This window comes from Streptomyces sp. AC550_RSS872, from assembly GCF_019049285.1.
Taxonomy (GTDB): domain Bacteria; phylum Actinomycetota; class Actinomycetes; order Streptomycetales; family Streptomycetaceae; genus Streptomyces.
This window is the reverse complement of sequence record NZ_JAGMUL010000063.1, coordinates 24,771-48,753: the sequence shown is the minus strand read 5'-3', so window position 1 is coordinate 48,753 and position 23,983 is coordinate 24,771. Positions and strand designations below refer to the sequence as shown.

The window sequence follows — 23,983 nt, the reverse complement described above, 5'->3', positions numbered from 1 at the left end:
GGGGAGGACCAAGGGGAGAACCGGGGGGAGAATCAGCACAGCCCAGGGAAAGGACCGAACCAAGTGAGCCTCGCCGACAGCCACCCCCGGCACGACGGCCCGGTCAGGGGGCGCCCCCGCAGCGAGGCCGTGGAACGGGCCATCATGGAGGGCATCCTGAAGCTGCTGGAGGACGGCGTGCCGCTCGCGGAGCTCTCCATCGAGCGCATCGCCCGGACCGCGGGCGTCGGCAAGGCCACCATCTACCGTCGCTGGAGCGGCAAGGAGGAGCTCTTCGTCGACGTCGTGCGCGCCGCCGAGCCCCCTGACCCCGAACTGCCCGGCACCTCCGTGCGTGACGACCTCGTGGCGCTGCTGGAGCAGTTGCGTCAGCGTGGTCTGATGACCCGTTCGTCGGTGCTCCTGCACAACGTCATCGCGCAGATGAAGAGCGCACCGAAGATCTGGGACGCCTACCACGCGATCGTCGTCGAGCCGCGCCGCCGCAAGCAGCACGCGATCCTGCGCCGCGGACAGGCCAACGGCGAGCTGCGCACGGACCTCGATGTCGACGTGATGAACGACATGATCTTCGGCCCGATGCTGGTGCGTGCCGTCATGCGGCCGGACGCCGACCTTCCGGAAGGGCTCGCGGAGCAGATGGTCGACGCCCTGCTCGAAGGTCTACGGCCCGTCAGTTCGCCCACCCCGTAGCTCGCGTGTGCGCGTTTCGTCACAGAGCGCGCTTTCCCCCGTCGCAACCGGAACTCCCGAAGGCGACTTGTACGTCCTCGCCCCCGTACGGCCGTCATGAGTACGGCATGAACGGAGCCGATCATCCCCTAGGGTTTCTGTGGGCGCGGGGGGACGACGGTGTGCACGGCAGGTAGTGAGGCGACGGTATGGCGCAGCAGGCGTACGTGACGGAGACGGACAACGGCGGCTCGGGGCCCGAGCGCCGGGAATCTGGGCTTCGGCGCCTGACGGACCGCCTGAAGGGCCGGGCGGCGGGCCGGCGCGGCGATCCTCGTATCTGGCGTCGCGGGATCGTGCTGGCCGCCCTCGCGGTGATCCTCGCCCTGGTGATGGGGCTGCACGCGAGGATCCCGAACGCGATCGGCAACCTCGGCAGCCTGACCGAGACCTTCCTGCCCTGGCTGGGCCTGTGCATCCCGGTGCTGCTTCTGCTGGCCCTGGTGCGCAAGTCCGCGACCGCGCTGATCGCCGTGCTGCTCCCGGCGATCGTCTGGCTGAACCTGTTCGGCGGCCAGCTCACGGACAAGACCGGCCCGGGCGGCGACCTGACGGTGGCCACGCACAACGTCAACGCGGACAACGCCGATCCGGCCGGCACCGCCCGGGACGTGGCCGCGTCCGGCGCGGACGTCGTGGCCCTGGAGGAGCTGACGACGACGGCGGTCCCGACGTACGAGAAGGCACTGGCGGCGACGTACAAGTACCACACGGTGCAGGGCACCGTCGGGCTGTGGAGCAAGTACCCGCTGAGCGGCGTCAAGCCGGTCGACATCCAGCTGGGCTGGACCCGCGCGATGCGGGCCGCGGTGGCCACGCCGGCCGGACAGGTCGCGGTGTACGTCGCCCATCTGCCGTCGGTGCGGGTGAAGGTGGAGGCCGGGTTCACCGCCCGGCAGCGGGACAAGAGCGCCAACGCGCTGGGGGAGGCCATCGCCGACGAGCCGGTGCAGAAGGTCGTTCTGCTCGGCGACCTGAACGGCACGATGAACGACCGCGCGCTGCGCGCCGTCACCGCCCAGATGCGCTCGACGCAGGGCGCCTCGGGCAGCGGGATGGGGTTCAGCTGGCCGGCGTCGTTCCCGATGGCGCGGATCGACCAGATCATGGTGAGGGGCGTCGAGCCGATGAGCTCGTGGACGCTGCCGGAGACCGGGAGCGACCATCTGCCGGTGGCGGCGCGTGTGAAGGTCGACACATCCGCGTCCTGACGCGCTCTTGAAAACCCCTGGTCAGCCCGCGGTCGACGACGGGCCGACCGCGCGCGGACGGGTCTCGGTCACCTGATCGTCGGCTGCCGGAATACTGGGCCTGAGAGGCTTTGTTCCGTAACTGAACATACAAGGTACGGAACCACGCTCTCCACCCCCTGAAAGGCACAGGCTCTTTCATGCCCCTGGCCCTGCTCGCCCTGGCCGTCGGCGCCTTCGGCATAGGTACGACCGAGTTCGTGATGATGGGCCTCCTGCCCGAAGTCGCGGACGACCTGGACATCTCGATCCCCACCGCCGGGCACCTGGTCTCGGCGTACGCCCTCGGTGTCGTCATCGGCGCCCCACTGCTGGCGGCGGTCACGGCACGCATGCCGCGCCGCACGGTCCTGATCGGCCTCATGGCCCTGTTCGTCGCGGGCAACGCTCTGTCGGCCTTCGCCCCGGCCTACGACTGGCTGGTGGCCGCCCGCTTCCTGAGCGGTCTGCCGCACGGTGCCTTCTTCGGCGTCGGCGCGGTCGTGGCGACGAGCATGGTCGCGCCGGAGCGCAAGGCCCGCTCCGTTTCGCTGATGTTCCTGGGCCTGACGATGGCCAACGTCGCGGGCGTCCCGGTGGCCACGCTGATGGGGCAGCACCTGGGCTGGCGGGCGACCTTCCTCGGCGTGAGCACGATCGGCCTGGCCGCGATGGCGGCGCTGGCCCTGCTCATCCCGCGCGGCGAGGCACACGCGGCCGCGCCGCCGGCCGGCCTGCGCGGCGAGCTGGCCGCCCTGCGCTCCCTGCCGGTCTGGCTGGCGCTCGGCACGACGGTCGCGGGCTTCGGCGCGCTCTTCGCCGCGTACAGCTACATCACGCCGATGCTGACCGACGCCGCCGGGTACGCCGATACCAGTGTGACGCTGCTGCTGGCCCTGTTCGGGGTGGGCGCGACCGTCGGCAACCTGCTCGGCGGACGCCTGGCGGACCACTCGATGCGCAGGACGCTGTTCGGGGGGCTGCTGTCGCTGGCCGCGGTCCTGGCCCTGTTCCCGCTCCTGATGTCCACGGCGTGGAGCGCGGCCCTGGCGGTGACGCTGCTCGGCATGGCGGCGTTCGTGACCGGCTCGCCGCTCAACCTGATGGTGATGGAGAAGGCGTCGTCGGCCCCTTCCCTCGCCTCCTCCGCCAACCAGGCCGCCTTCAACCTCGCGAACGCGGGCGGCGCCTGGATCGGCGGCCTCGCCCTCGCGGCCGGCTTCGGCGTGACGTCTCCGGCGCTGGTGGGGGCCGCGCTGGCCGTGCTTGGACTCGGGGTCGCGTCCGTCGCGTACGCGGTGGACCGGCGGCGGGGCGCTCCGCTGAGGGCGCGGGAGCGAGTAGTTGCGGGGCATGTTCCGGAGCGGGCCGAGGCTGTTCGGTACTGAGCCCTTCCGGGAAGGGCCGCTCGACCATGGATGTGCCGCGGCCTGTGGTGTGTCGGCTGCTGCTCCGTTATGGCTGGTCGCGCCCCGCGGCGGAGCCGCATATCGACACAGCGCCGCGCCCCCTGGGGCCTGTCCGATGGGTCGAGAGGCGGGAGCTATCAGGGTGCTTGATCGTCATTACAGATGCGACGGGCCGTGGTGCAACCACAATGAGGCCGGTGCCTCACGAACGGTCCCGTGAGACGAGAGAGCCCCGGCCTGCGCCGGGGCTCTCTCGTTTCGGGCGTGCACGGCGTGCCCGACGCCTGGACCCGTCGGACACGCCCTAGGTGTGCTGTCGGTCGTGTCGGTGAGCTGTCGGTGGTTTGTCGGTGGTTGTCGTGGGGGCTGACACGCGAATCGACAAGAACCCGGGCGGTTGTTGTGACGGTGGCCCTGTCCACGGAAAAGGCTGCGCAGAGCCGCCGGCCGTCGGCCGCCATGGACACTCGCAACTCGGACTCGGATTCCTGTCCTTCCCGACTTCCCACCAACGGGCAGCTGCCAACCATCGGCTCAGAACGAGACCGTCGAGTCCAACCAGTTACTTCTTTCGAAGTGCTCAAACGGCTCGCGGCTCGCACGTGAACTGCGGAAATCCACGGGTTCACCATGGCGACACCTTCGCACGCGACGGCTCCCAACTCCCTGAGGAAAACTTGAGGTTGAACGCATTGACCTCCCTTGGCCGCGCCCACAATAATTCATATGCGATCACGACCGGATCGCGACGCTCAATCACAGGGGAACAGATGAAGCGCCTGAGCACGCTCGCGGCAGCAACGATCGGATCCGTTGCTCTCGTTGCGGTTACCGCCACTTCGGCGACCGCAGCTACGAAGGTCGACGGACACATACCGACCAAGTCGGGATCGAAGGTGCAGGGAGTCGGCCTCTACAACCTCGACGGTGCCGGAAAGGTTTGCGCCCAGCTCTTCTTCACGCCGCCGATTCCGCGGCCGACGGGCCCGAAGGCCACGAAGTGCGTAAACATCACGTCAGTCGGCGCAGTCGGCTCGATTCCGGTCAGCACATCGGGTATCACCGGAGTCTGGTACACCGTCACAACTGCCTACAACAAGAGGGGCAATCAAATCGCCCAGCACAGCACCAAGGGCGGATTTTGGGTGTTCAACTAAACGCCTATTAGGAGCCGTATCTCAGCCGGTCATGGACGTCCGGGTCGAACAGGATTCCTGGCCGGGTGATTTCTCGGTGGTATACGCATGAAGGCAGGGCCTCTCGGTAGCTCGGGGATTGCGATCCCTTTTCGAGCAGTGCCGGGAGGCCCTGTTGCCGTATGTGCACGCGGCCGAACATCCGGATTCGGATGCGACGGTATCCGTCGGACATGACGGACCTGGAGCAGGGCTTCGGCGTTGTGGCGCGCAGCCGATGCCGGCGGAGGGGCGACAGTTCACGAACTGGGCCTCCTGGCGTGGCCGCCTCCACCGCACAGCGCTTTCTCAAGCGCCACGGAATGCCGGTCCTGGCCGCCGTGGACCGCGCCACCGGCTAACCCGTGCGCCGCAACGAACGGTCCCGGCCCGGCCGACTCATCCACGTGGAGGTCAGGAAACTCGGCCGCATCCCCGACGGCGGCGGCCACAAGGTCCTGGGTCCGGCGGCGACGGCAAGAAACCGGCCCGCACCGGCCACGGCTACCTCCACCTGCACACCGCCCTGGACGACCACTGGTACACCTAGGAGCGTTCCGGCCCTTCCGCCGGTGTCCTGCTGAGGATCTCCAACACCGCCGCCAGGGTCTCGGGCGGCAGGCCCTCGGTCTCGGCGCCCGGTGCCGCGCCCTCGTGGGGGATGCCGCGGTTCTCCCGGAGGGCGTACGACAGCCAGGAGTCCGTGTCCGGCACCTCCAGCGTCACGAGGACGCCGGCGTCGGCATCCGCGAACCATTTGGGGCACTCCCGTACCGACCTCAGCGACCGCTCCCCGGCGACCGGCTCCCGGGTGCCCGAACCCGGCGCCGTCTCGGCGAAGCCCTGCGTGACGACCTGGATCGCGCGCACCCGGCCCTGGATGGCGGGCAGGTCGGCGCCGGTGTGGGACTCGGCCGTGAGCAGGCCGACCGCGTGAATCCGGTCGCCGGGAGTCACCTCGCCCAGGTCCTCAGCCGGGACGACGCCGACCGGGTCCTCCTGCAACGCGACCGTGAGCCCCGTCTCCCCGCGCACCACACGGGTCGCGCCCGCCTTGCCCGGTACGTCCGCCACCGGACCGGCGATCCTGGTGAGCTGGTCGTGCCAGCCGCCGCCCAGGACCCCGGCGGCGTCACTGAGCAGCAGCGGCCAGCTCACCTCGTCTCCCAGCCGGAACGGCGTACCGCAGCACTCCATCTGCCAGTCCTCGTAGAACACATGCCAAAGCCCCATGCCCCCACCCTCTCCGGAACCACTGACCCACCGCGAGACGTTTTCCCCTTACGCCCGGTACGGTCGGGCAGGTCTGCCGCCCCGTTCTCCCGTCCCGTTCCGTCCCGTCACCGTCCCTCAGGAGCCCGCCCTCATGACCACCGCTCTCACCCGCCGCAGCGACCGGCGGATCAGCCCCGTCTTCGTGGGCATCCTGGCCGTCACGGCGGTGACGGGCTGGGCGACCTGGACCGGGTTCGCCGAGCAGGCCGGCCTGGCCGTGTTCCTGTTCGTGACCGCCGCCTGGATCGTGTCCCTGTGTCTGCACGAGTACGCACACGCGCGTACCGCCCTGCACAGCGGCGACATCTCGGTCGGCGCGAAGGGCTATCTCACCCTCAATCCGCTGAAGTACACGCACGCGCTGCTCAGCATCGTGCTCCCTGTCATCTTCGTGATCATGGGCGGCATCGGTCTGCCGGGCGGTGCCGTCTTCATCGAGCACGGGCGGATCCGGGGGCGCTGGCGGCACAGTCTGATCTCGGCGGCCGGTCCGCTGACCAACGTGCTCTTCGCCGTCGTATGCACCGCCCCGTTCTGGCTGGACGCGCTGGACGGCGTCCCCCTGCACTTCCGGTTCGCGCTTGCCTTCCTCGCGCTGCTCCAGGTCACGGCGGCGATCCTGAACTTCCTGCCGGTCCCGGGCCTGGACGGCTACGGCGTGCTCGAGCCCTGGCTGTCGCAGAAGATCAAGCGCCAGGTGGAGCCCTTCGCCCCGTTCGGCCTGCTGTTCGTGTTCGCGCTGCTGTGGGTGCCGGAGATCAACGGCGTGTTCTTCGACATGATCGACGCCGTGCTGCGCGGCCTGGGCATCAGCGACTTCGAGACGTACTGCGGTTACGACCTGTTCCGCTTCTGGCGGGACTCGAACGAGCTCTGCTCGATGAGCGGGTGACCTCGGTCAACCGGTCGCGGAACCGTTCCGGGCGTCCCGGCCTCGCTTGACGTAGTACCAGGTCATGTTCGACGACAGCCCGGCCAGCAGCACCCAGATGACCCCCAGAAAGCTGCCCTGCGCGAAGGACACGACCGCCGCGGCCACGGAGAGAAGACAGACGATCAGGGCGTAGATGGCGAGGCGGGGCATTTCGGTCGGCTCCTTCGGGGGACACTGCTACGGCGACCAGTGTCCCCCATCCCTCACACGTCCGTGACGCGCAGCCCCGCGTGCGCCTTGTAGCGCCGGTTCACCGAGATCAGGTTCGCCACCAGCGACTCCACCTGGTGGGCGTTGCGCAGCCGTCCCGAGAAGATGCCGCGCATGCCGGGGATACGTCCGGCCAGGGCCTGGACGATCTCCACGTCCGCCCGCACCTCCCCGAGCACCATCACATCGGTGTCGATCTCGTCGATCTCCGGGTCCCGCAACAGCACCGCCGACAGATGGTGGAAGGCCGCCGTGACCCGCGAGTCCGGCAGCAGGGCGGCGGCCTGCTCGGCGGCGCTGCCCTCCTCCGGCTTGAGCGCGTAGGCGCCCTTCTTGTCGAAGCCGAGCGGGTTGACGCAGTCGACGACCAGCTTGCCGGCCAGCTCCTCGCGCAGGGACTCCAGCGTCTTGCCGTGGCCCTCCCACGGCACGGCGACGATCACGATGTCGCTGCGGCGCGCGCACTCGGCGTTGTCGGCGCCCTCGACGCCGTGCCCGAGCTCGTCGGCGGCGGCCTGGGCGCGGTCGGCCGCCCGCGAACCGATGATCACCTTCTGTCCGGCCTTGGCGAGCCGGTAGGCGAGGCCCTTGCCCTGCGGCCCGGTCCCGCCGAGCACGCCGACGACCAGCCCGGAGACGTCGGGGAGGTCCCAGGGGTCCTTGGCCGGGGCCTTCGCGGGGGCCCCGGCGGACTGCTGTGCACTGTCGGTAGAGGTCATGGGCCGACTTTACGTGGGCGGACTCGTCGGCCGACCCTGCCTCCGGCAGGGCTCAGGTGAGGTCCGTCACGGGTACCCGCCGGAAGGCGATGGTCTCGTACGCGCTGAAGTCGCCGGTCTCGTAGAGGAGTCCGACCGTCGCGCCGTCGATCCGTACGAGGTCCGAGTACGCGGCGGGCAGCCCGTCCACCGTGTGCGCGGACCGCCAGGTGAGGCCGCCGTCGGTGGAGGCGCGGATGGTCATCAGGGCGCGGGCGGCCGGGTCGGCGGGGCCGGAGAAGAGCAGGACGTCGGGGTCGCGGAGCTGGAGGACGCTGCCCTCACAGACGGGGGCGGACAGGCCGGCCTGCGGGCGGAAGGGCTTCACCAGGGTCGCGCCGCCGTCGGCGGAGTGGGCGTCGGCACGGTTGCCGGGGGACGGGGAGTCGTTGCGGGTGTTGAAGTAGACGCGGCCGTCGGGGAGTTCGGCGGCGGTGGTCTCGTTGACGTTGATGCAGCCGTCGGTGTTCTCGTCGACGTAGCCGATGCGCCAGGTGGCGCCCCGGTCGTCGCTGAGCAAGCAGTGGCCGCTGTTGTACTTGGCCTCGTTGCCGATGTCGCCGGGGGTGGGCGGGATCGTGTGGTTGGCGGGGACGACGATCCGGCCGGTGCTCAGCTGGATGGCGTGGCCGGGGGTGGTGGCGTACCAGCGCCAGCCCGGCCGCTTCACCTGCGCGGTGATCTCCTTCGGGCTCGACCAGGTGACGCCGTCGTCGTCGCTGTACCGCACCCAGATCCGGCGGCCGTCGGCGTCGCTGACCTCGCCGCGCAGGATGGCGGCCTCGGTGGCGCCGGCGTGGTTGCGGACGTGGACGAGCAGGATGCGGCCGGTGTCGAGGACTACGGGGGCGGGGTTGCCGGCGAGGTGCCGGCCGTTGTCGGCGACCACCGCGAGCGGGCCCCAGGTGCGGCCGCCGTCCGTGGACCGCTTCAGCACGATGTCGATGTGCCCGTGGTCGGCGGCGGACTCGACCCGGCCCTCGCAGAAGGCGAGCACCGTGCCCGCACCGCCGGCGACGACGGCCGGGATACGGAACGAGGCATACCCCTCCTGACCTGCACGGAAGGGAACAGTGGTCTCGGTCATCGTCGGACTCCTCGCCATGGCCGCCGGGGCCCACTGCTTCCCCGTGCCGGGCGAATTCGCGGTGAACTCCCGGTCACGAGTGGTCGGCCAGGGCCTGTTCCGAGTTCCCCGTCGTCCGCGCGGAGCGCGGGCCGGGCGTCGGGGCGCAGGCGGGGGACTCAGAACAGGCCCTGTGGCAGGATGCGGTCGCATGGATGCCGTACGGGTCGCGTTGTTGCGCGAAGTACTCGCCGGAACCGAGTGGTTGGGGGCCACCCGGCGGTTCGCGGGGGCGCTGCGGGCGTCCGCGGTGGCGCACGGGGGCGGGCTGCTGCTGGTCGGGACGCCGGAGTACGAGCCGTGGCATCTGGCGGCCCACCTGGTGGACGAGGCCGCGTGGTCGGGGACGCCGGAGCTGGCCCCGACACTCGTGCGGCATGCCGCGCGCGCCTCGGATCCGGCCCATCTGGCGGTCGGCCTGGGCCGGTTGGCCGCGGCACGGCATGGGGAGACCCTGCTGGTGGTGTCGCCGGACGAGCCCGGGGCGCCGCTCCTGGAGCGGGTGCACGACGTCCGACGGGCCGGCGCGACGGTGTTGGCCCTCGGCACCGGCGAGGGGGAGCTGACGACCATGGCCCACGAGGCACTGGCCGTGCCGCAGGGCGGGGAGCTGGACCTGGACACCGTGCAGCATCTGGTGAGCGCGGCCGCCGGCGAGAACGCGGTGCCCTCCGGGCGGGGGCGGGGGCGGTTTCGGGACCGTCTGTCCAGGCTGGCGGAGTCTTTGACGGCGCCGCCACCGCCGCGGTGGTAGTACGCCGGATGAGGGGGTGGTTTCTTGTCGTCCGGCCGGTGCGGGTTGTGTGTGGCTGGTCGCGCCCACGCGGCGGAGCCGCACATCGATACAGCCCCGCGCCCCTGGGGCGTTGCCCTCACGCCACTTGAACCCCACTCGAAAATCCAGTTGCCCCGCTGACAACCCGCCTCGACCATGGCCCCTCGTGAACCTCCGTGCCGTACTCCCCGACCTCACCCCCTGGCGGGCGTCCGTCGACTTTCGCAAGTTGTGGCTGGCGGGGCTCGTGTCCTCCTTCGGCAGCTTCCTGACCTTCGTCGCGCTGCCGGTGCAGATCAAGGAGCTGACGGGGTCCGCGGCGGCGGTCGGGGCGATCGGGGCCGTGGAGTTGGTGCCGTTGATCGTGTTCGGGCTGTACGGGGGTGCGCTCGCCGACGCGTTGGACAAGCGGAAGCTGATCGTGTGGACGGAGGCCGGGCAGGCGGTGCTGAGCGCGGCGCTGCTGGTCAACGCGCTGCTGCCGAGCCCCGCCATCTGGCCGCTGTACGTCGTCGCCGCCCTGTCCTCCGCGCTGGTCTCGGTCCAACGCCCCGCCCTGGACGCGCTGTTGCCCCGCATCGTGGCCCATGACCACCTCCCGGCCGCCGCCTCGCTCAACGCGCTGCGCTGGCAGGTCGGCGGCGTCGCGGGCCCGGCCCTGGCCGGCGTGGTCGTCGCGTACGCGGGGCTCGGCTGGGCGTACGGCGCGGACCTGCTGACCTTCGTCGTGTCCGTCCTGTTCGTCGTCGGCCTCGCCCCCTCCCCCGCCTCTCACGAGGCCGCGAAGCCGTCATTGAGGGCCATCGCCGAGGGCGCCCGCTACGCCTGGAGCCGCAAGGAGCTCCTCGGCACCTACGTCATCGACATCGCGGCGATGCTCTTCGCGATGCCGCTCGCCGTACTGCCCTTCCTCGCGGACGAGTTGAACGCTCCCTGGGCGCTCGGTCTCATGTACGCCTCCGTCCCGGCCGGCGCGATGCTGGTGAGCCTGACCAGCGGCTGGACCTCGCGGGTGCACCGGCACGGGAGGGCCGTCGTCGTGTCGGCCGCGCTGTGGGGCCTGGCCATCGCGGCGGCCGGTGTCTCCGGGAACGTGTGGCTGGTGCTGCTGTTCCTGACCGTCGGCGGCGCGGCCGACATGGTCAGCGGCATCTTCCGCGGGGTGATGTGGAACCAGACGATCCCGGACGAGCTGCGCGGCCGGCTCGCCGGGATCGAGCTGCTGTCGTACTCGGTGGGCCCGCAGCTCGGCCAGACCTACGTGGGCGGCGTCGCCGCCTGGCGTGGCGTACGGACGTCGGTCTGGTCGGGCGGGCTGCTGTGCGTGGGCGCGGTGGGGCTGCTGGCGCTGTGTCTGCCGAAGCTCATGACGTACGACGCGCGGACGAACGAGCACGCGGTACGGCTGCGGGAGCAGCGGGCGGCGGCAGCGGCCGCACCGACGCCCGCCGAGGGGTGATCAGGAGGCCGCTCAGTCGTCTTCCCTCGGCCCGGCCGGGGCGTCGTGCCACCGGGGGTCGTTCTCCCACTCCAGGTTGCGCTCGCGCGCGAGGTCCATCGCCTGCTGGGCCTCCTGCCGGCTGGCGTACGGCCCGAAGCGGTCCTTGGCGGGGCACTCCGGCCCCTCCTCGACCTTCTTGTGGACGAGGCAGTAGTACCACTCGCCCGGCTTGCCGACCGTGCGCTTCTTGAACAAGGCCATGTCCGGCTCCTCTCGCCACCGACATGTTCCCCCATGCCCGCTGGTTAGACTCGCTTGCATGTCTGGCCAGTCGCTGCTCGTCCCAGGGGAGCTCTCCCCCATCCGTTCCGTGCCCGGAAACATCCGTCGCCCCGAGTACGTCGGCAAGCCCGCGCCGACGCCGTACAAGGGTCCGGAGGTGCAGACCCCGGAGACCGTCGAGGCGATGCGCGTCGCCGGCCGTATCGCCGCGCGGGCGATGGCCGAGGCGGCGAAGCTGATCGCGCCCGGTGTGACGACGGACGAGCTGGACAAGGTGGCGCACGACTACATGTGCGATCACGGCGCCTACCCGTCCACGCTCGGCTACCGCGGCTTCCCCAAGTCCCTGTGCACCAGCGTCAACGAGGTGATCTGCCACGGGATCCCGGACTCGACGGTGCTGCGCGACGGTGACATCGTCAACCTCGACGTGACGGCGTACATCGGCGGGGTGCACGGCGACAACAACGCCACGTATCCGGTCGGCGAGGTGGACGAGGAGAGCCGGCTGCTGGTCGAGCGCACCCGGGAGTCCCTGAACCGCGCGATCAAGGCGGTCAAGCCGGGCCGCCAGATCAACATCATCGGCCGCGTCATCGAGTCGTACGCCAAGCGCTTCGGCTACGGCGTGGTCCGTGACTTCACCGGTCACGGCATTAACTCGTCGTTCCACTCGGGCCTGATCATCCCGCACTACGACAGTCCGCACGCGACGACGGTGATCCAGCCCGGGATGACCTTCACGATCGAGCCGATGCTGACGCTGGGGACGCACGAGTACGACATGTGGGACGACGGCTGGACGGTCGTCACCAAGGACCGCAGGCGCACCGCGCAGTTCGAGCACACGCTGGTGGTGACGGAGACGGGGGCGGAGATCCTCACCCTCCCCTGACCGGGCGCCGCCGGAACCCGCCCCCTGCGGAGGGCGGGTTTTCTTTGTACGCTTTTACCGACACGGCGTCGGCAAACCTATTGACTTAGGTAAGCCTAACCTCAGAAAATGGGTGCCATGGACTCCTTCGCGACCGTCATCCGCACCGCGTCCCACGAGCAGCACATGGAGGCGGAGACCTCGACGTTCATGAGCGATCTGCTCGGCGGCCGGCTGGGCGTGGACGCGTACGCGCGGTACACCGAGCAGCTGTGGTTCGTGTACGAGGCACTGGAGGCCGACGCCGAGCGGCTGGCCTCGGATCCGGTGGCCGGACCCTTCATCCGGCCCGAGCTGCTCCGGCTGGCGTCGCTGGAGCGGGACCTGGCGCATCTGCGGGGGCCGCGGTGGCGCGCGGGACTGTCCGCGCTGCCGGCCACGCAGGCCTACGCGGACCGGGTGCGGGAGTGCGCCGAGGACTGGCCGGGCGGCTATGTCGCCCACCACTACACCCGTTACCTCGGCGACCTCTCCGGCGGCCAGATCATCCGCGACAAGGCGGAGAGGACCTGGGGCTTCGCGCGCAAGGGCGACGGGGTCCGCTTCTACGTCTTCGAGGAGATCTCCAACCCGGCCGCGTTCAAGCGGGGTTACCGCGAGCTGCTGGACGGGGTCCGCGCGGACGACCTGGAGAAGCAGCGGATCGTGGCGGAGTGCAAGAAGGCGTTCGCTCTGAACACGGCGGTGTTCCGGGCGCTGGGCGAGGAGTTCCCGCTGTCCGCGTGAGAGGTTCCGGTCAGCGTTCCAGGAACACCCGGCCGCCGATCTCCACCCAGCCTCCCGGCTGCGGTGCCGTGAGGATCTGGGAGCCCGCGCCCTGGGTGATGTTCAGGGCGCGGCCCAACTGATCGGTCAGGAGCAGCGCCGCCGCTCCGGTGGCCTCGTCCTCCTCGATGCCGTCACCCCTCCCGGGGAAGCCCCGGGCCCGCACCCGCCCGGCCGCCTCGTCCTCCCACGCCCACGCGTACACCCACTCCCCCGGCGGCGGTACGACCAGATCGTCGACCTCGGCGGCCGTCGCGTACCGGCGGAGGGTCCTAGGCGGTGCCCACTCCGCCCGCGCCTCGATCCAGCAGAACTCCCCGTCCTGCCGCGCGCCCACCACACCGGCCGGCGTGACCAGCTCGGGCACGTCGAGCAACCAGGCCGTACCGACGCAGGGGTGACCGGCGAAGGGCAGACGCAGGGTCGGTGTGTAGATGTCGATGACTCCGCGCTCGGGGTCGTCCACGAACACGGTCTCACTGAACCCGAGTTTCGCGGCGAACGCCTGCCGCTCGCTCCGCTCGGGGATCACGGAGCCCTCGCGGACGACACCGAGTTCGTTGCCGTAGCCGCCGGTCGGTCCGCAGAAGACGCGGAGGACGTCGTAGTCAGTCACGGGGGCATTGAACATCATGCGGGCGGTGAGTTCGTCACGGAGCCACGGGGGCGCCGTTGTTGCTGCTCGGTTGCTGTCGGAGGTGCTGGTGACCCCCGCGGCGCAACCTTTGACTTTCATTTGACTCCCTCGTGGCGGCGTTTTTGGCCACTTAGGCGATCCTTATGTGCGTTAGGTGAGCCTCACCTTCCTGCCATGTGAGACCCGTCACGCACACTTTCCGGCCATCCCCTGGAGCCTTCATGCGACCCGCCAGACTCTCCGCCGTCGTCGCCGCCACCACCGTGGCGGCTCTGACCGCCGTCACGGGGTGCACCGAGAAGGGCAGTTCAGGGGGTGGCGACCGGGTCGTCAACGTGACCTCCACGGACGACAAGTGCGAGGTGTCGAAGAAGGAGTTCCCGGCCGGGCACGTCGAACTCGCCATCGAGAACAAAGGCTCCAAGGTCACCGAGGTCTACATCCTCTTCCCGGACGACCGCATCGTCACCGAGCGGGAGAACATAGGACCCGGCACCAAGCAGACCGTCACCGCCGAGGTGAAGGCGGGCGACTACACCATCGCCTGCAAGCCCGGCATGAAGGGCGACGGCATCCGGCAGACCGTCAAGGCCACCGGCAAGGGCACGGCGGCCAAGCGTGACCCGCGGCTGGACAAGGCCGTCGCCGCCTACCGCGAGTACGCGCAGGAGCAGGCCGACGAGACGCTGCCGAAGGCGGAGGCGTTCGCCAAGGCGGTCAAGGACGGTGACATCGAGGCGGCGAAGAAGGCCTACGCCCCCTCCCGTATCGGCTGGGAGCGCACCGAGCCGGTCGCGGAGTCCTTCGGCGACATCGACCCGAAGGTCGACCTCCGCGAGGACGGTCTGAAGAGCGGCCAGAAGTGGACCGGCTGGCACCGGCTGGAGAAGTCCCTGTGGCAGGACAAGAAGATCACCGCTGAGGACAAGACCCTCGCCGACCAGCTCATCACCGACCTGAAGGACTGGCAGAAGCGGGTCGGCAAGGCCGAGATCACCCCGACCTCCATGGCCAACGGCGCCAAGGAACTCCTCGACGAGGTCGCCACCGGCAAGGTCACCGGCGAGGAGGAGCGCTACTCGCACACCGACCTGGTCGACTTCAAGGCCAACGTCGAGGGCGCCGAGAAGGCCTACGAGCTGCTGAAGCCGGTCGCCAAGGAGAACGACCAGGCGCTGGTCACCGAGCTCGACAAGCAGTTCGGCGCGCTGAACACGCTGCTCGACAAGCACCGGGCGGACAAGTCGTCGTACGACTTCACCTCGTACGACAAGGTCGGCGACGCCGGCCGCAAGGAGCTGTCGGACGGCGTCAACGCGCTCGCGGAGCCGCTGTCCAAACTCGCCGCCGCCGTCGTCGTGAAGTAGGGACACCCCATGGCCGAGACCTCGACCGAGAATTCACCGTCCCCGTCCCCGTCCCGGCGTGCGCTGATCGGCTGGGGCGGTGCCGGGCTCGCGCTCGGTGCCGCCGCGGCCGGCGGCGCGGTGGCGATGGCCCGCACGGGCGACGACGTGGATCCGGTGGGCGCCGGCACGGGCGCCGCGATCGACTTCCACGGCGAACGGCAGGCCGGCATCGCCACCCCGGTGCAGGACCGGCTGCACTTCGCCGCATTCGATGTGCAGACCGACGACCGTGCGCAGTTCATCCAGATGCTGAAGGACTGGACGGCGGCCGCGCGCCGGATGACCGCCGGGCAGGCGGTCGGCGAGGGCGCGTACGGCGGTCTGGCCGAGGCGCCGCCGGACGACACCGGTGAGGCGCTGGGGCTGAAGCCGTCGCGGCTGACGCTGACGATCGGCTTCGGGCCGTCGCTCTTCGAGAAGTACGGCGAGGCGTTCGGCATCGCGGACGCCCGCCCCGAAGCCCTCGAAGAGCTGCCGAAGTTCGCCGGCGACAACCTCGACAGGAACCGCAGCGGCGGCGACCTGTGCATCCAGGCCTGCGCGGACGACCCGCAGGTCGCCGTGCACGCCATCCGCAACCTGGCCCGCATCGGCATGGGCAAGGTCGTCATCCGCTGGTCCCAGCTCGGCTTCGGGAAGACCTCGTCGACCACCCCCGAGGCGCAGACCCCGCGCAACCTCATGGGGTTCAAGGACGGCACCCGCAACATCGCGGGGACGGAGACGGACCGGCTGAAGAAGTTCGTGTGGGTGGGCGAGGAGGACGGCCCGCGATGGATGGCCGGCGGCTCCTACCTGGTCGCCCGCCGCATCCGTATGCACATCGAGACCTGGGACCGCACCTCGCTCCAGGAACAGGAGGACATCTTCGGCCGCGACAAGGGCGAGGGCGCCCCGGTCGGCAAGGCCAAGGAGCGCGACGAGCCGTTCCTGAAGGCGATGCTGCCCGACGCGCACGTCCGGCTCGCGCACCCCGCCTCCAACGACGGGGCGACGATCCTGCGCCGCGGCTACTCCTTCACCGACGGCACCGACGGTCTCGGCCGCCTGGACGCGGGCCTGTTCTTCCTCGCCTACCAGCGGGACCCGCGCACGGGGTTCATCCGTATCCAGCGCAACCTGGCCCTCGACGCGCTCAACGAGTACATCCAGCACGTGGGTTCGGCGCTCTTCGCGGTCCCGCCCGGCGTCCGCGACTCCGGCGACTGGTGGGGCCGGACGCTGTTCTCCAAGGAGGCGTGAGGGCCGATGTTCTCCAACTACCTGATCGGCCTGCGCGAGGGGCTCGAGGCGAGCCTCGTCGTCTGCATCCTCATCGCCTACCTGGTGAAGACGGACCGCCGGGACGCGCTGCGGCCCATCTGGATCGGCATCGGGGTCGCGGTCGCCCTGGCGCTCGGCTTCGGCTGCGCGCTCGAATTCGGCTCGCAGGAGCTGACGTTCGAGGCGCAGGAGGCGCTCGGCGGCTCCCTGTCGCTGCTCGCGGTGGGCCTGGTGACGTGGATGGTGTTCTGGATGCGGCGCACCGCCCGGCATCTGAAGGCCGAGCTGCACGGCAAGCTGGACTCCGCCCTTCAGATGGGCACGGGCGCGCTGGTCGCCACCGCCTTCCTCGCCGTGGGCCGGGAGGGCCTGGAGACGGCCCTGTTCGTGTGGGCGTCGGTGCGCGCGGCCGGCGACGGCAGCCCGCGCCCGCTGGTCGGCGCCGCCCTCGGCATCGTCACGGCGATCGTCCTGGGCTGGCTGTTCTACCGCGGCGCGCTGCGCATCAACCTCGCCAAGTTCTTCACCTGGACCGGCGGCATGCTGGTCGTCGTGGCGGCGGGCGTGCTGGCGTACGGCTTCCACGACCTCCAGGAGGCGCGCTGGCTGCCGGGGCTGAGCGACCGCGCCTTCGACATCAGCGACACCGTCGATCCGGCGAGCTGGTACGGCACTCTGCTCAAGGGTGTCTTCAACTTCCAGCCCGACCCGACGGTCCTCCAGGTCACGGTGTGGCTGCTGTACCTGATCCCGACACTCGCGCTCTTCCTCGCCCCGGTAGGGTTCGCCTCCGGGAAGGGGAAGGTGAAGGAACCTGATGAGCAGGGATCGCGGCCCTCGAAAGCTCCGCAGGCTTGACCGGAGCGCACTGATAGCGGCATCGCTGACCGCTTTGTCGTTGACGGCAAGCGGATGCGTGGTGGTCCACGGGGAGAGGGAAGTACTCCCGTCGGCCACCAGGGCGGAGGCCGCCAAGGCCCTCCAGCAGTTCACCACCGCGTACAACGAGGCCGACAAGGCCTACGACAGTTCGCTGGACGCCGACCATGTCAGCGGCGCCCTCGGTGACATCGACGGGGCGCGGCTGAAGGCGGGCAAGGCGCTCAGCCCGGACGGCAACCCGGCGCACACCCCGCTGGAGCTGTCGGACACCAAGTTCACGATCCCCAAGAAGGCGGGCTGGCCGCGCTGGTTCGTGGCCGACGCGGCCGCCAACAAGGGCGCGACCGCCCGCTGGGTCTTCGTGTTCAGCCGGAACAGCCTGGCCGAGCCGTGGGAGGCGTCGTATCTGACGCTGATGGCCCCCGCCGACGTACCGCAGTTCAAGACGGACAAGGACGGCTGGGCCGAGGCCGTCCCCGCGAACTCCACCGAACTGGCCGTGGCGCCCGAGGACTTGAGCAAGGACTACGCGGCCTATCTCAAGGACGGCGGGAACACCTTCGCGGACGGCCGCCACACCAGCGGATGGCGGACCAAGCGGGCCAAGGAGGCCGAACGGCCGGGCCTGGTCCGGCAGTACATCGACGAGCCGCTGACGGGCGGGGACTACGCGCCGCTGGCGGTGCGCACGAAGGACGGCGGGGCGCTGGTGTTCTTCACCACCCGCCACTACGAGAAGGAGACGGCCCACTCCGGTGCCGCCGTCCCCGCCCCGGACAAGGCCGTGCTGGCGCTGACGACCGGTGAGATCAAGCAGTCGCTGACGGTGGAGATCGTCTCCAACGGGGCGGCCCTGGACCCGAAGGGCTCCGGCAAGGTGCAGATCATCGGCCGGACCCAGGGCATGACGGCGGCGAAGGGCGAGTAGCGAGTGCCGTGACGGGGGCGGCTCGGCAGCGCCCCCAAGGGGCGCAGGCCTGTATCGATTTGAGTGCGGCTCCGTCGCCTGGGCGCGACCAGCCACGATGGCGCCGCAGACACACGACGGCGCATCGCGGCTCTTCCAGCGGAGCGTCTAGTGGCGGCGCAGGGGCCAGGCCGCGGAGACGTGGTCGGGCTCCTCGCCGACATAGCGGGCGCAGGCGTCGGTGAGGGTTTCGAGGAGGCTGAGGGGGTCGGGCAGCGGGTGCTCCAGGCCGCGTACCCAGTGCACGGTCCGGCCCTCGCCGGGTAGCTGCGCGGGCGGTACGAGGACATAGGACCCGCGGCAGTGCCAGCGCAGTCCCGGGTGCTCGTCCATGGTCTCGGGGTGGCAGTCCAGCTCGCAGGGCCACCACTCGTCCTCGTCCGCGGGGGTGCCGCGGGTGAGGGTGAAGAACAGCAGGCGGCCGTCGTCGCTCTCGGCGACCGGGCCGACCTCGATGCCCGCGCCGAGCAGCCGCTCCAGCGCCTCGCGCCCGGCCTCGGCCGGCACGTCGAGCACGTCGTGGACCATGCCGGTGGCGGTGATGAAGTTGGCCTGCGGCTGGTGCCTGGCCCACCGTTCGATCTGTCCTCGATCGGTGGTGGACTGCGTCTGCCAGGCGAAGGACACCGGGTGCCGGGCCGGGGTGGGGCAGCCGACGCGGTCACAGGAACACCGGTAGCCGGAGGGGTGCGCGGCGGGCGCGAGGGGCAGTCCCGCCGCCGCGGCGGCGAGCAGCAGGTCCTCCCGGCCACCGTCGCCGGTGGCGTCCTTGGGGCGGCGTCCGCGCAGCCACTGGGAGAGTTTGCCCTGCATGCCGGTCCGGCCGCCCAACTCCGCGCTCATCTATCCCCTCGCCTCGCTGTCGTGCGGAACAGCATGCCCTATGGTCCCACCATCGTGCGCTTCGGGGGGCCTTAGCGGACAACCGGGCCAGGTGGGGCGAGGTGCACACAGCACATCGATCAGCGGTAATGGGATCCTTTGGCGGGATTTACATCTCTACCGTGCGTGCGGGGCGATGCCGTGCAGGGCGTAGTCGACGAGGGTGTCGGTGTACTCGTACGTGATCGGGCCCGTGTACTGGAGCCAGCGCTGGGCGAGGGGTGAGACCCAGAGTTCGAGGGCGATGCGCGGGTCGACCTCCTGGCGGACCTGGCCGGCCTCCTGGGCGGCGCGCAGCCGGTCGACGTACTGCAAGAGCGAGGGTTCGAGCAGCTTGGTCATGCAGACCCGGCCGAGCTCCTCGTTGACCACGCCCTCGGCGGCCAGGGCGCGGGCCGGGATCTCGAAGCGGGGGTCCTTGAGCTGGTCGACGGTGAGGCGCAGGACGGCCTTGAGGTCGGCGGCGAGGTCGCCGGTGTCGGGGATGGCGAACTCGTACTCCGGGCCGGCTTCCCGGGACGCCTGTTCGCTGAGGTCGAGGAAGGCCTCCAGCAGGACGTCCGCCTTCGACGACCACCAGCGGTAGATCGTCTGCTTGCCGACGCCGGCGCGGGCGGCGATGCCCTCGATCGTGGTCCTGGGGTAGCCGACCTCTCCGACGAGGGCGAGTGCGGCGTCGTAGATGGCCCGACGGGACCTCTCGCTCCGGCGGGTGGAGTTGGGTGCGGGCTGCTGAGCGGACTTTTGAGCTGCCATGGCTCGAATTTATCAGGTTGACAAGACGGAGCGTCTCGCCGGATCCTGGGCGGGTCGATGAAAAGAGACGATACGTCTCGTTCACCAGGAAGTGTGAAAGGAGCCCCACCATGGCCCGAAGCGGCGGAAACATGCTCGGAGTCGGCGGTACCCGCCGGAACCTCGGCCGCAAGGCGCTGCGCGGCGGCGGTCGGAACGGCCGGATCGGCGGCGGCGTCGACCCCCAGGCCCAGAAGAAGGAACTGCTGCGCAAGCTCCAGGAGAAACGACAGGGAGGGGACGGCACGGCCGAAGAGTCCTCATGACCGGCCCGCCAGGTGGGCCGGCGCCCCGCCTCCTGGGATGTTCTGAAAGTCCCGCGAGGGTACGTGCCGGGCGCCACGGGTGCTGTGCGGGACTTTCGAAACACCCCTAGAGCTCTGGCTCCCGGTCCTCGGCCGGGGGCCAGGCGTCGCCCCAGTCCGTGTCGCGGGCCGCTCTGTAGAGGTCGCCGTGCCGTTTGGTGACCGTGGTGCGGCGCAGGGCGGGTTCGGTCTCGCAGAGGTCGAGGAGGACCTGGCCCTTGCGGATCTGGGGTTTGCGGACGACGCGGGCGGGCGCCGGAGTGACCGGGAGGCGGGTGGCGGCGACGTAGCTGAACTTCTCGTCCTCGTAGGCGAGGGAGCCGCCCTTGATCTGCCGGTGCAGGGACGAGCGGCTGACCCTCGTCGAGAAGTGACACCAGTCCGTGCCGGGGACGATGGGGCAGGCGGCGCTGTGCGGGCAGGGGGCGGCGATGTGGAAGCCGGCGGCGACGAGGCGGTCGCGGGCCTCGATGACACGGGCGTAGCCGTCGGGAGTGCCGGGTTCGACGATGACGACGGCCTGCGCGGCGGACGCGACGGTGTCGAGGAGGGCGGTGCGGTCGGCGGCGGTGAGTTCGTTGAGGACGTAGGAGACGGTCACGAGGTCGGTGGGGTCCAGGGCGAGGGCCGAGCCGATGCGGGCCCGGTGCCACCGGACCTCCCTCAGCGCCGGGTTCGCCGCGGCGATCTCCCTGCCGGCCGCGAGGGCGGGCTCGGCCCAGTCCAGCACCGTGACGCCGCGCTCGCCGGGCCAGGTCGCGCTGACGGCCCACGTCGCGGCGCCGGTCCCACCGCCGACGTCGACATGACTGCCGGGCACCCACTCCGGCACGGCGTCGGCGAACGCCTCCAGCGCCGCGTGGACCGCCTCGAAGGTGGCGGGCATGCGGTACGCGGCGTATGCGGCCACGTCGGCCCGGTCGCGCAGGATCGGGGCGTCGGTGGGGGTGGCCCCGCGGTAGCTGGCGATCAGCCGGTCGACGGCCTGCGCGGCCTGGCGGGGCGGGAGGCCGTCGAGGAGGGTGGCCAGACTGCTGCGCAGGGCATCTGCCGGGGATGCGGGGTCGTTCACCCGGCGATTCTACGAGCGCGCCCGGCATGGGCGGCACCCGGCTTTCCTCGCCCCCGCCGCCCCTACCCGTCCCGTCCCTGGGGGCTGCGCCCCCAGACCCCCGCTGTCGGCCCTCCGGGCCTCGTCCTCAAACGCCGGACGGGCTGAAATTCAGCCCCTCCGGCGTTTGAGGAGCGGGGTCTGGGGCGGAGCCCCAGAAGGACGGGACGGGTAGGGGCGGCGGGGGCGAAAACCACCCGGTTCGTCACATGGCCCGGACCGCCCGCGCCACCCGCGTCCCGGCCGCCGCCCGCGGCCCGCTGTCCGGCGGCGTTCTGCGGCGCGGATGCACCGTGTTCGCCAGCAGGACCAGGAACGTGTCCGTCACCGGGTCCAGTACCAGCGAGGTCCCCGTGAACCCCGTATGGCCCGCGGCTCCCCGTCCCGCCAGCTCTCCCATGAACCACGGCTGGTCGACGCCGAACCCCAGGCCGGGCGGGGTCAGCAGCAGTTCCACGAAGTCGGGGCCCAGGATGCGGGCGGGGCCGTAGGAGCCGCCGGACAGCAGTGCTCGGCAGAAGACGGCGAGGTCGCGGCCGGTGGAGAAGAGGCCCGCGTGGCCGGCGACCCCGCCCAGCGCCCAGGCGTTCTCGTCGTGGACGACGCCCCGCAGCATGCCCCGGTCCGCCTTGGCCCATGGCCGTCGCTGGTCCTCGGTCGCCGCGGCGCCGGGGCAGGGGCCGAAGCGGGTCGCGGTCATGCCGAGGGGACGGGTGATGCCGTCGTGGACGAGGACGTCGAGGGTGCGGCTCGTGAGGCGTTCCAGGACGTGCTGGAGCAGCAGGAGGTTCAGGTCGGAGTAGCAGTAGGTGCCGGGTACGCCGACCGGCGGCTCCGCCCGCAGCATCTGGAGGCGCTCGGCGTCGTCGGCGCAGTCGTACAGCGGGAGTTCGGGGCGCAGCCCCGAGGTGTGGGTGAGCAGTTGGCGCACCGTGACGTCGTGCCGGGCGGCCGCACGGAAGTCCGGCAGGTACGCGCCGACCCGCGCGTCGATGCCCAGCGTGCCGCGCTCGATCTGCTGCACGGCGGCGACCGAGGTGAAGAGCTTGGTGAGGGAGGCCAGGTCGAAGAGGGTGTCCGTGGTCATCGGGACGCGTGCCTGGGGCGGCAGTTCCACCCCGGCGTCCTCCTCCTCGTCGTAGGAGGCGTACCGCACCGCCCAGCCCGCCGCCTCCTCGACGGCGAGGTACGGCCCCCGCCCGACGGCCAGCACGGTCCCGGCCGCCCAGGGGCGCGGTCCGGTGGTGAGGTCGTGGACCTCCCGGACGAGGTGACGGATCTCCTCGGGGTCGAGTCCGGCCCGTTCCGGCGTGTCCCCGCGCAGTCTCGGCGCGCTCAGTTCTCTGCTCCCTCGGTATCCGTACGTCTGTTCCAGGGACGGCACATTCCCATGAAGCAGGCCAGCGCCACCAGTGCTGCGGCCAGTTGGACGACGGCCATCGGGACGGCGGTGTCCTCGCCGGCGATGCCCACGAGGGGCGATGCGACGGCGCCGATGAGGAAGGAGGACGTCCCGAGGAGCGCGGAGGCGGACCCGGCGGCGTGCTTGGTGCGGAGCAGGGCGAGGGCCTGGGTGTTGGGGAGGGTGACGCCCATCGCGGACATCAGAACGAAGAGCGCGGCGGCCACGGGTACGAGTCCCACCTCGCCGAACACGTCGAGGGACATCAGCAGCAGCGCGGTCGCGGCGAGGATGACGATCGCCAGGCCCGCGCCCAGCACCCGGTCCAGGCTGACCCGCCCCACCAGCACCTTGCCGTTGATCTGGCCGACGACGACCAGGCCGACCGAGTTGAGTCCGAACAGCAGGCTGAAGGTCTGCGGCGAGGCGCCGTAGATCTCCTGGATCACGAACGGGGACGCCGCTATGTACGCGAAGAGGGCGGCGAAGGCGAACCCGCCCGCCAGGGTGTAGCCGGTGAAGGCGCGGTCGGCGAGCAGTCCGCGCATGGCACGCAGGGCCTCGCCGACGCCGCCGCCGTGCCGGTCCTGCGCCGCCAGGGTCTCGGGAAGCTTTCGCCAGACCAGACCGGCGAGCAGCACCCCGACCACCGTGAGCACGACGAACACGCCCCGCCAGTCCGTCACCCGCAGTACCTGGCCGCCGATGAGCGGCGCCACGATCGGGGCGACCCCGGAGATCAGCATGAGGGTGGAGAAGAAGCGGGCCATGGCGACGCCGTCGTAGAGGTCGCGTACGACCGCCCGCGCGATCACTATCGCCGCCGCGCCCGCGAGGCCCTGCGCGAGCCGGAAGGCGACCAGGGACTCGACGGTGGGTGCGAGGGCGCAGAGCGCGGTGGCGACGACGTAGACGGCCAGGCCCGCCAGCAGCGGGCGTCTGCGGCCCCAGCGGTCGCTCATCGGGCCGACCACCAGTTGCCCGAGCGCCATGCCGGCCAGGCAGGCGGTGAGCGTGAGCTGGACGGTCGCGGCGGGCGCGTGCAGGGAGCGGGTGACCTCCGGGAGCGCGGGGAGGTACATGTCCATCGCCAGCGGGGGCGTGGCGGTCAGGCCGCCGAGGATCAGGGTGACGAGGAGGCCTGTGCGGCGCAGGGAACGGACGGATGGTCGCTTCGCCGTGTCTGCCGCCGACTGCGGCACGTCCTGTGCCGGCCCCCCACGGTCGCCCATGCGCCCCTCCCCCTTCGACTGATCCGCCCTCTATGCTCTCAGCTCGTACACAG

25 protein-coding genes and 1 pseudogene are annotated in these 23,983 nt (G+C 70.8%); 15 read left to right on the top strand and 11 right to left on the bottom strand.

Annotated elements, in window-relative coordinates; genetic code table 11:
- Window positions 1–63 precede the first annotated feature (63 nt).
- The 5 genes and pseudogenes from KUM44_RS26355 to KUM44_RS45695 all read left to right on the top strand — a co-directional run.
- On the top strand, window positions 64–693 hold the full coding sequence (locus tag KUM44_RS26355) for a TetR/AcrR family transcriptional regulator (protein ID WP_217211693.1): 630 nt from the start codon (window positions 64–66) through the stop codon (window positions 691–693).
- 188 nt (window positions 694–881) lie between these two features.
- Window positions 882–1,943: an endonuclease/exonuclease/phosphatase family protein gene (locus KUM44_RS26350; protein ID WP_217211691.1), complete on the top strand. Its 1,062-nt coding sequence runs from the start codon at window positions 882–884 to the stop codon at window positions 1,941–1,943.
- A gap of 179 nt (window positions 1,944–2,122) precedes the next feature.
- Window positions 2,123–3,349: an MFS transporter gene (locus KUM44_RS26345; protein ID WP_217211690.1), complete on the top strand. Its 1,227-nt coding sequence runs from the start codon at window positions 2,123–2,125 to the stop codon at window positions 3,347–3,349.
- 791 nt (window positions 3,350–4,140) lie between these two features.
- Window positions 4,141–4,527 carry a hypothetical protein gene (locus KUM44_RS26340; RefSeq protein ID WP_217211689.1) on the top strand — a complete coding sequence of 129 codons (387 nt, stop codon included), beginning with the start codon at window positions 4,141–4,143 and terminating at the stop codon, window positions 4,525–4,527.
- Window positions 4,528–4,823: 296 nt separating this feature from the next.
- Window positions 4,824–5,083: pseudogene (locus KUM44_RS45695) on the top strand (IS481 family transposase); the annotation flags it as partial.
- 8 nt (window positions 5,084–5,091) lie between these two features.
- Here KUM44_RS45695 and KUM44_RS26335 read toward each other — a convergent pair.
- Entirely contained in the window at window positions 5,092–5,778 is a 687-nt protein-coding gene (locus KUM44_RS26335) for a DUF6578 domain-containing protein (protein ID WP_217211688.1), read from the bottom strand.
- 133 nt (window positions 5,779–5,911) lie between these two features.
- Here KUM44_RS26335 and KUM44_RS26330 point away from each other — a divergent pair, with 133 nt between their 5' ends.
- On the top strand, window positions 5,912–6,712 hold the full coding sequence (locus tag KUM44_RS26330) for a site-2 protease family protein (RefSeq protein WP_217211687.1): 801 nt from the start codon (window positions 5,912–5,914) through the stop codon (window positions 6,710–6,712).
- Window positions 6,713–6,718: 6 nt separating this feature from the next.
- Here the strand turns inward: KUM44_RS26330 and KUM44_RS26325 are convergent, their stop codons facing one another.
- The 3 genes from KUM44_RS26325 to KUM44_RS26315 are packed head-to-tail and all read right to left on the bottom strand — an operon-like array spanning window position 6,719 to window position 8,809.
- Window positions 6,719–6,904: a hypothetical protein gene (locus KUM44_RS26325; protein ID WP_217211686.1), complete on the bottom strand. Its 186-nt coding sequence runs from the start codon at window positions 6,902–6,904 to the stop codon at window positions 6,719–6,721.
- Between the two features lie 53 nt (window positions 6,905–6,957).
- Window positions 6,958–7,683: an NADPH-dependent F420 reductase gene (npdG, locus tag KUM44_RS26320; RefSeq protein WP_217211685.1), complete on the bottom strand. Its 726-nt coding sequence runs from the start codon at window positions 7,681–7,683 to the stop codon at window positions 6,958–6,960.
- A gap of 52 nt (window positions 7,684–7,735) precedes the next feature.
- Window positions 7,736–8,809 carry an exo-alpha-sialidase gene (locus KUM44_RS26315; protein WP_217211683.1) on the bottom strand — a complete coding sequence of 358 codons (1,074 nt, stop codon included), beginning with the start codon at window positions 8,807–8,809 and terminating at the stop codon, window positions 7,736–7,738.
- Between the two features lie 190 nt (window positions 8,810–8,999).
- Here KUM44_RS26315 and KUM44_RS26310 point away from each other — a divergent pair, with 190 nt between their 5' ends.
- Both KUM44_RS26310 and KUM44_RS26305 read left to right on the top strand, forming a co-directional pair.
- Window positions 9,000–9,602 (top strand): hypothetical protein, encoded by a 603-nt coding sequence (locus tag KUM44_RS26310; protein WP_217211680.1) that lies wholly within the window; start codon window positions 9,000–9,002, stop codon window positions 9,600–9,602.
- A 187-nt stretch (window positions 9,603–9,789) separates the two neighbouring features.
- Window positions 9,790–11,082: an MFS transporter gene (locus KUM44_RS26305; RefSeq protein ID WP_217211678.1), complete on the top strand. Its 1,293-nt coding sequence runs from the start codon at window positions 9,790–9,792 to the stop codon at window positions 11,080–11,082.
- Between the two features lie 12 nt (window positions 11,083–11,094).
- On the opposite strand, the gene KUM44_RS26300 is transcribed toward KUM44_RS26305, so the two are convergent.
- Window positions 11,095–11,325, bottom strand: a complete 231-nt coding sequence (locus tag KUM44_RS26300) for a hypothetical protein (protein ID WP_217211675.1) — start codon at window positions 11,323–11,325, stop codon at window positions 11,095–11,097.
- Window positions 11,326–11,383: 58 nt separating this feature from the next.
- Between KUM44_RS26300 and map the strand changes: the two genes are divergently transcribed.
- Both map and KUM44_RS26290 read left to right on the top strand, forming a co-directional pair.
- Window positions 11,384–12,241 carry a type I methionyl aminopeptidase gene (gene map, locus KUM44_RS26295; RefSeq protein WP_217211673.1) on the top strand — a complete coding sequence of 286 codons (858 nt, stop codon included), beginning with the start codon at window positions 11,384–11,386 and terminating at the stop codon, window positions 12,239–12,241.
- A gap of 117 nt (window positions 12,242–12,358) precedes the next feature.
- The gene (locus KUM44_RS26290; RefSeq protein WP_217211671.1) at window positions 12,359–13,006 is read left to right on the top strand and encodes a heme oxygenase (biliverdin-producing); all 648 of its coding nucleotides are present in this window, start codon (window positions 12,359–12,361) and stop codon (window positions 13,004–13,006) included.
- A gap of 10 nt (window positions 13,007–13,016) precedes the next feature.
- On the opposite strand, the gene KUM44_RS26285 is transcribed toward KUM44_RS26290, so the two are convergent.
- The gene (locus KUM44_RS26285) at window positions 13,017–13,661 is read right to left on the bottom strand and encodes a PhzF family phenazine biosynthesis protein (RefSeq protein ID WP_217211669.1); all 645 of its coding nucleotides are present in this window, start codon (window positions 13,659–13,661) and stop codon (window positions 13,017–13,019) included.
- A gap of 242 nt (window positions 13,662–13,903) precedes the next feature.
- Between KUM44_RS26285 and efeO the strand changes: the two genes are divergently transcribed.
- The 4 genes from efeO to KUM44_RS26265 are packed head-to-tail and all read left to right on the top strand — an operon-like array spanning window position 13,904 to window position 18,164.
- Window positions 13,904–15,049, top strand: a complete 1,146-nt coding sequence (gene efeO, locus KUM44_RS26280) for an iron uptake system protein EfeO (RefSeq protein WP_217211667.1) — start codon at window positions 13,904–13,906, stop codon at window positions 15,047–15,049.
- A gap of 9 nt (window positions 15,050–15,058) precedes the next feature.
- Entirely contained in the window at window positions 15,059–16,333 is a 1,275-nt protein-coding gene (gene efeB / locus KUM44_RS26275; protein WP_217211665.1) for an iron uptake transporter deferrochelatase/peroxidase subunit, read from the top strand.
- 6 nt (window positions 16,334–16,339) lie between these two features.
- Window positions 16,340–17,212, top strand: coding sequence for an iron uptake transporter permease EfeU (gene efeU / locus KUM44_RS26270; protein WP_217211663.1), 873 nt, complete (start codon window positions 16,340–16,342; stop codon window positions 17,210–17,212).
- Window positions 17,172–18,164, top strand: a complete 993-nt coding sequence (locus tag KUM44_RS26265; protein ID WP_217211660.1) for a hypothetical protein — start codon at window positions 17,172–17,174, stop codon at window positions 18,162–18,164. The genes efeU and KUM44_RS26265 overlap by 41 nt, the downstream gene beginning before the upstream one ends.
- Before the next feature lie 147 nt (window positions 18,165–18,311).
- Here KUM44_RS26265 and KUM44_RS26260 read toward each other — a convergent pair whose 3' ends face one another.
- Together KUM44_RS26260 and KUM44_RS26255 are read right to left on the bottom strand one after the other, a co-directional pair.
- Window positions 18,312–19,046 (bottom strand): bifunctional DNA primase/polymerase, encoded by a 735-nt coding sequence (locus tag KUM44_RS26260; RefSeq protein ID WP_217211658.1) that lies wholly within the window; start codon window positions 19,044–19,046, stop codon window positions 18,312–18,314.
- A 156-nt stretch (window positions 19,047–19,202) separates the two neighbouring features.
- The gene (locus tag KUM44_RS26255; protein WP_217211656.1) at window positions 19,203–19,841 is read right to left on the bottom strand and encodes a TetR/AcrR family transcriptional regulator; all 639 of its coding nucleotides are present in this window, start codon (window positions 19,839–19,841) and stop codon (window positions 19,203–19,205) included.
- 110 nt (window positions 19,842–19,951) lie between these two features.
- Between KUM44_RS26255 and KUM44_RS26250 the strand changes: the two genes are divergently transcribed.
- Complete coding sequence (locus tag KUM44_RS26250) at window positions 19,952–20,146, top strand: DUF6243 family protein (protein WP_217211759.1); 195 nt, start codon at window positions 19,952–19,954, stop codon at window positions 20,144–20,146.
- A gap of 106 nt (window positions 20,147–20,252) precedes the next feature.
- On the opposite strand, the gene KUM44_RS26245 is transcribed toward KUM44_RS26250, so the two are convergent.
- The 3 genes from KUM44_RS26245 to KUM44_RS26235 form a co-directional block, all read right to left on the bottom strand.
- Window positions 20,253–21,257 carry a small ribosomal subunit Rsm22 family protein gene (locus KUM44_RS26245; RefSeq protein ID WP_217211655.1) on the bottom strand — a complete coding sequence of 335 codons (1,005 nt, stop codon included), beginning with the start codon at window positions 21,255–21,257 and terminating at the stop codon, window positions 20,253–20,255.
- A 244-nt stretch (window positions 21,258–21,501) separates the two neighbouring features.
- Window positions 21,502–22,680: a serine hydrolase gene (locus KUM44_RS26240; RefSeq protein WP_217211653.1), complete on the bottom strand. Its 1,179-nt coding sequence runs from the start codon at window positions 22,678–22,680 to the stop codon at window positions 21,502–21,504.
- Window positions 22,632–23,930, bottom strand: a complete 1,299-nt coding sequence (locus KUM44_RS26235) for a multidrug effflux MFS transporter (protein ID WP_217211652.1) — start codon at window positions 23,928–23,930, stop codon at window positions 22,632–22,634. Before KUM44_RS26235 ends, KUM44_RS26240 begins: the two co-directional genes overlap by 49 nt.
- Window positions 23,931–23,983: the final 53 nt, after the last annotated feature.

Excerpts from the sequence above, each read along its gene's own strand:
- KUM44_RS26350 (WP_217211691.1), top strand. The coding sequence starts at position 882 with ATGGCGCAGCAGGCGTACGTGACGGAGACGGACAACGGCGGCTCGGGG.
- KUM44_RS26345 (WP_217211690.1), top strand. The coding sequence starts at position 2,123 with ATGCCCCTGGCCCTGCTCGCCCTGGCCGTCGGCGCCTTCGGCATAGGT.
- KUM44_RS26340 (WP_217211689.1), top strand. The coding sequence starts at position 4,141 with ATGAAGCGCCTGAGCACGCTCGCGGCAGCAACGATCGGATCCGTTGCT.
- KUM44_RS26335 (WP_217211688.1), bottom strand. The coding sequence starts at position 5,778 with ATGGGGCTTTGGCATGTGTTCTACGAGGACTGGCAGATGGAGTGCTGC.
- KUM44_RS26330 (WP_217211687.1), top strand. The coding sequence starts at position 5,912 with ATGACCACCGCTCTCACCCGCCGCAGCGACCGGCGGATCAGCCCCGTC.
- KUM44_RS26325 (WP_217211686.1), bottom strand. The coding sequence starts at position 6,904 with ATGCCCCGCCTCGCCATCTACGCCCTGATCGTCTGTCTTCTCTCCGTG.
- npdG (WP_217211685.1), bottom strand. The coding sequence starts at position 7,683 with ATGACCTCTACCGACAGTGCACAGCAGTCCGCCGGGGCCCCCGCGAAG.
- KUM44_RS26315 (WP_217211683.1), bottom strand. The coding sequence starts at position 8,809 with ATGACCGAGACCACTGTTCCCTTCCGTGCAGGTCAGGAGGGGTATGCC.
- KUM44_RS26310 (WP_217211680.1), top strand. The coding sequence starts at position 9,000 with ATGGATGCCGTACGGGTCGCGTTGTTGCGCGAAGTACTCGCCGGAACC.
- KUM44_RS26300 (WP_217211675.1), bottom strand. The coding sequence starts at position 11,325 with ATGGCCTTGTTCAAGAAGCGCACGGTCGGCAAGCCGGGCGAGTGGTAC.
- map (WP_217211673.1), top strand. The coding sequence starts at position 11,384 with ATGTCTGGCCAGTCGCTGCTCGTCCCAGGGGAGCTCTCCCCCATCCGT.
- KUM44_RS26290 (WP_217211671.1), top strand. The coding sequence starts at position 12,359 with ATGGACTCCTTCGCGACCGTCATCCGCACCGCGTCCCACGAGCAGCAC.
- efeO (WP_217211667.1), top strand. The coding sequence starts at position 13,904 with ATGCGACCCGCCAGACTCTCCGCCGTCGTCGCCGCCACCACCGTGGCG.
- efeB (WP_217211665.1), top strand. The coding sequence starts at position 15,059 with ATGGCCGAGACCTCGACCGAGAATTCACCGTCCCCGTCCCCGTCCCGG.
- efeU (WP_217211663.1), top strand. The coding sequence starts at position 16,340 with ATGTTCTCCAACTACCTGATCGGCCTGCGCGAGGGGCTCGAGGCGAGC.
- KUM44_RS26265 (WP_217211660.1), top strand. The coding sequence starts at position 17,172 with ATGAGCAGGGATCGCGGCCCTCGAAAGCTCCGCAGGCTTGACCGGAGC.
- KUM44_RS26260 (WP_217211658.1), bottom strand. The coding sequence starts at position 19,046 with ATGAGCGCGGAGTTGGGCGGCCGGACCGGCATGCAGGGCAAACTCTCC.
- KUM44_RS26255 (WP_217211656.1), bottom strand. The coding sequence starts at position 19,841 with ATGGCAGCTCAAAAGTCCGCTCAGCAGCCCGCACCCAACTCCACCCGC.
- KUM44_RS26250 (WP_217211759.1), top strand. The coding sequence starts at position 19,952 with ATGGCCCGAAGCGGCGGAAACATGCTCGGAGTCGGCGGTACCCGCCGG.
- KUM44_RS26235 (WP_217211652.1), bottom strand. The coding sequence starts at position 23,930 with ATGGGCGACCGTGGGGGGCCGGCACAGGACGTGCCGCAGTCGGCGGCA.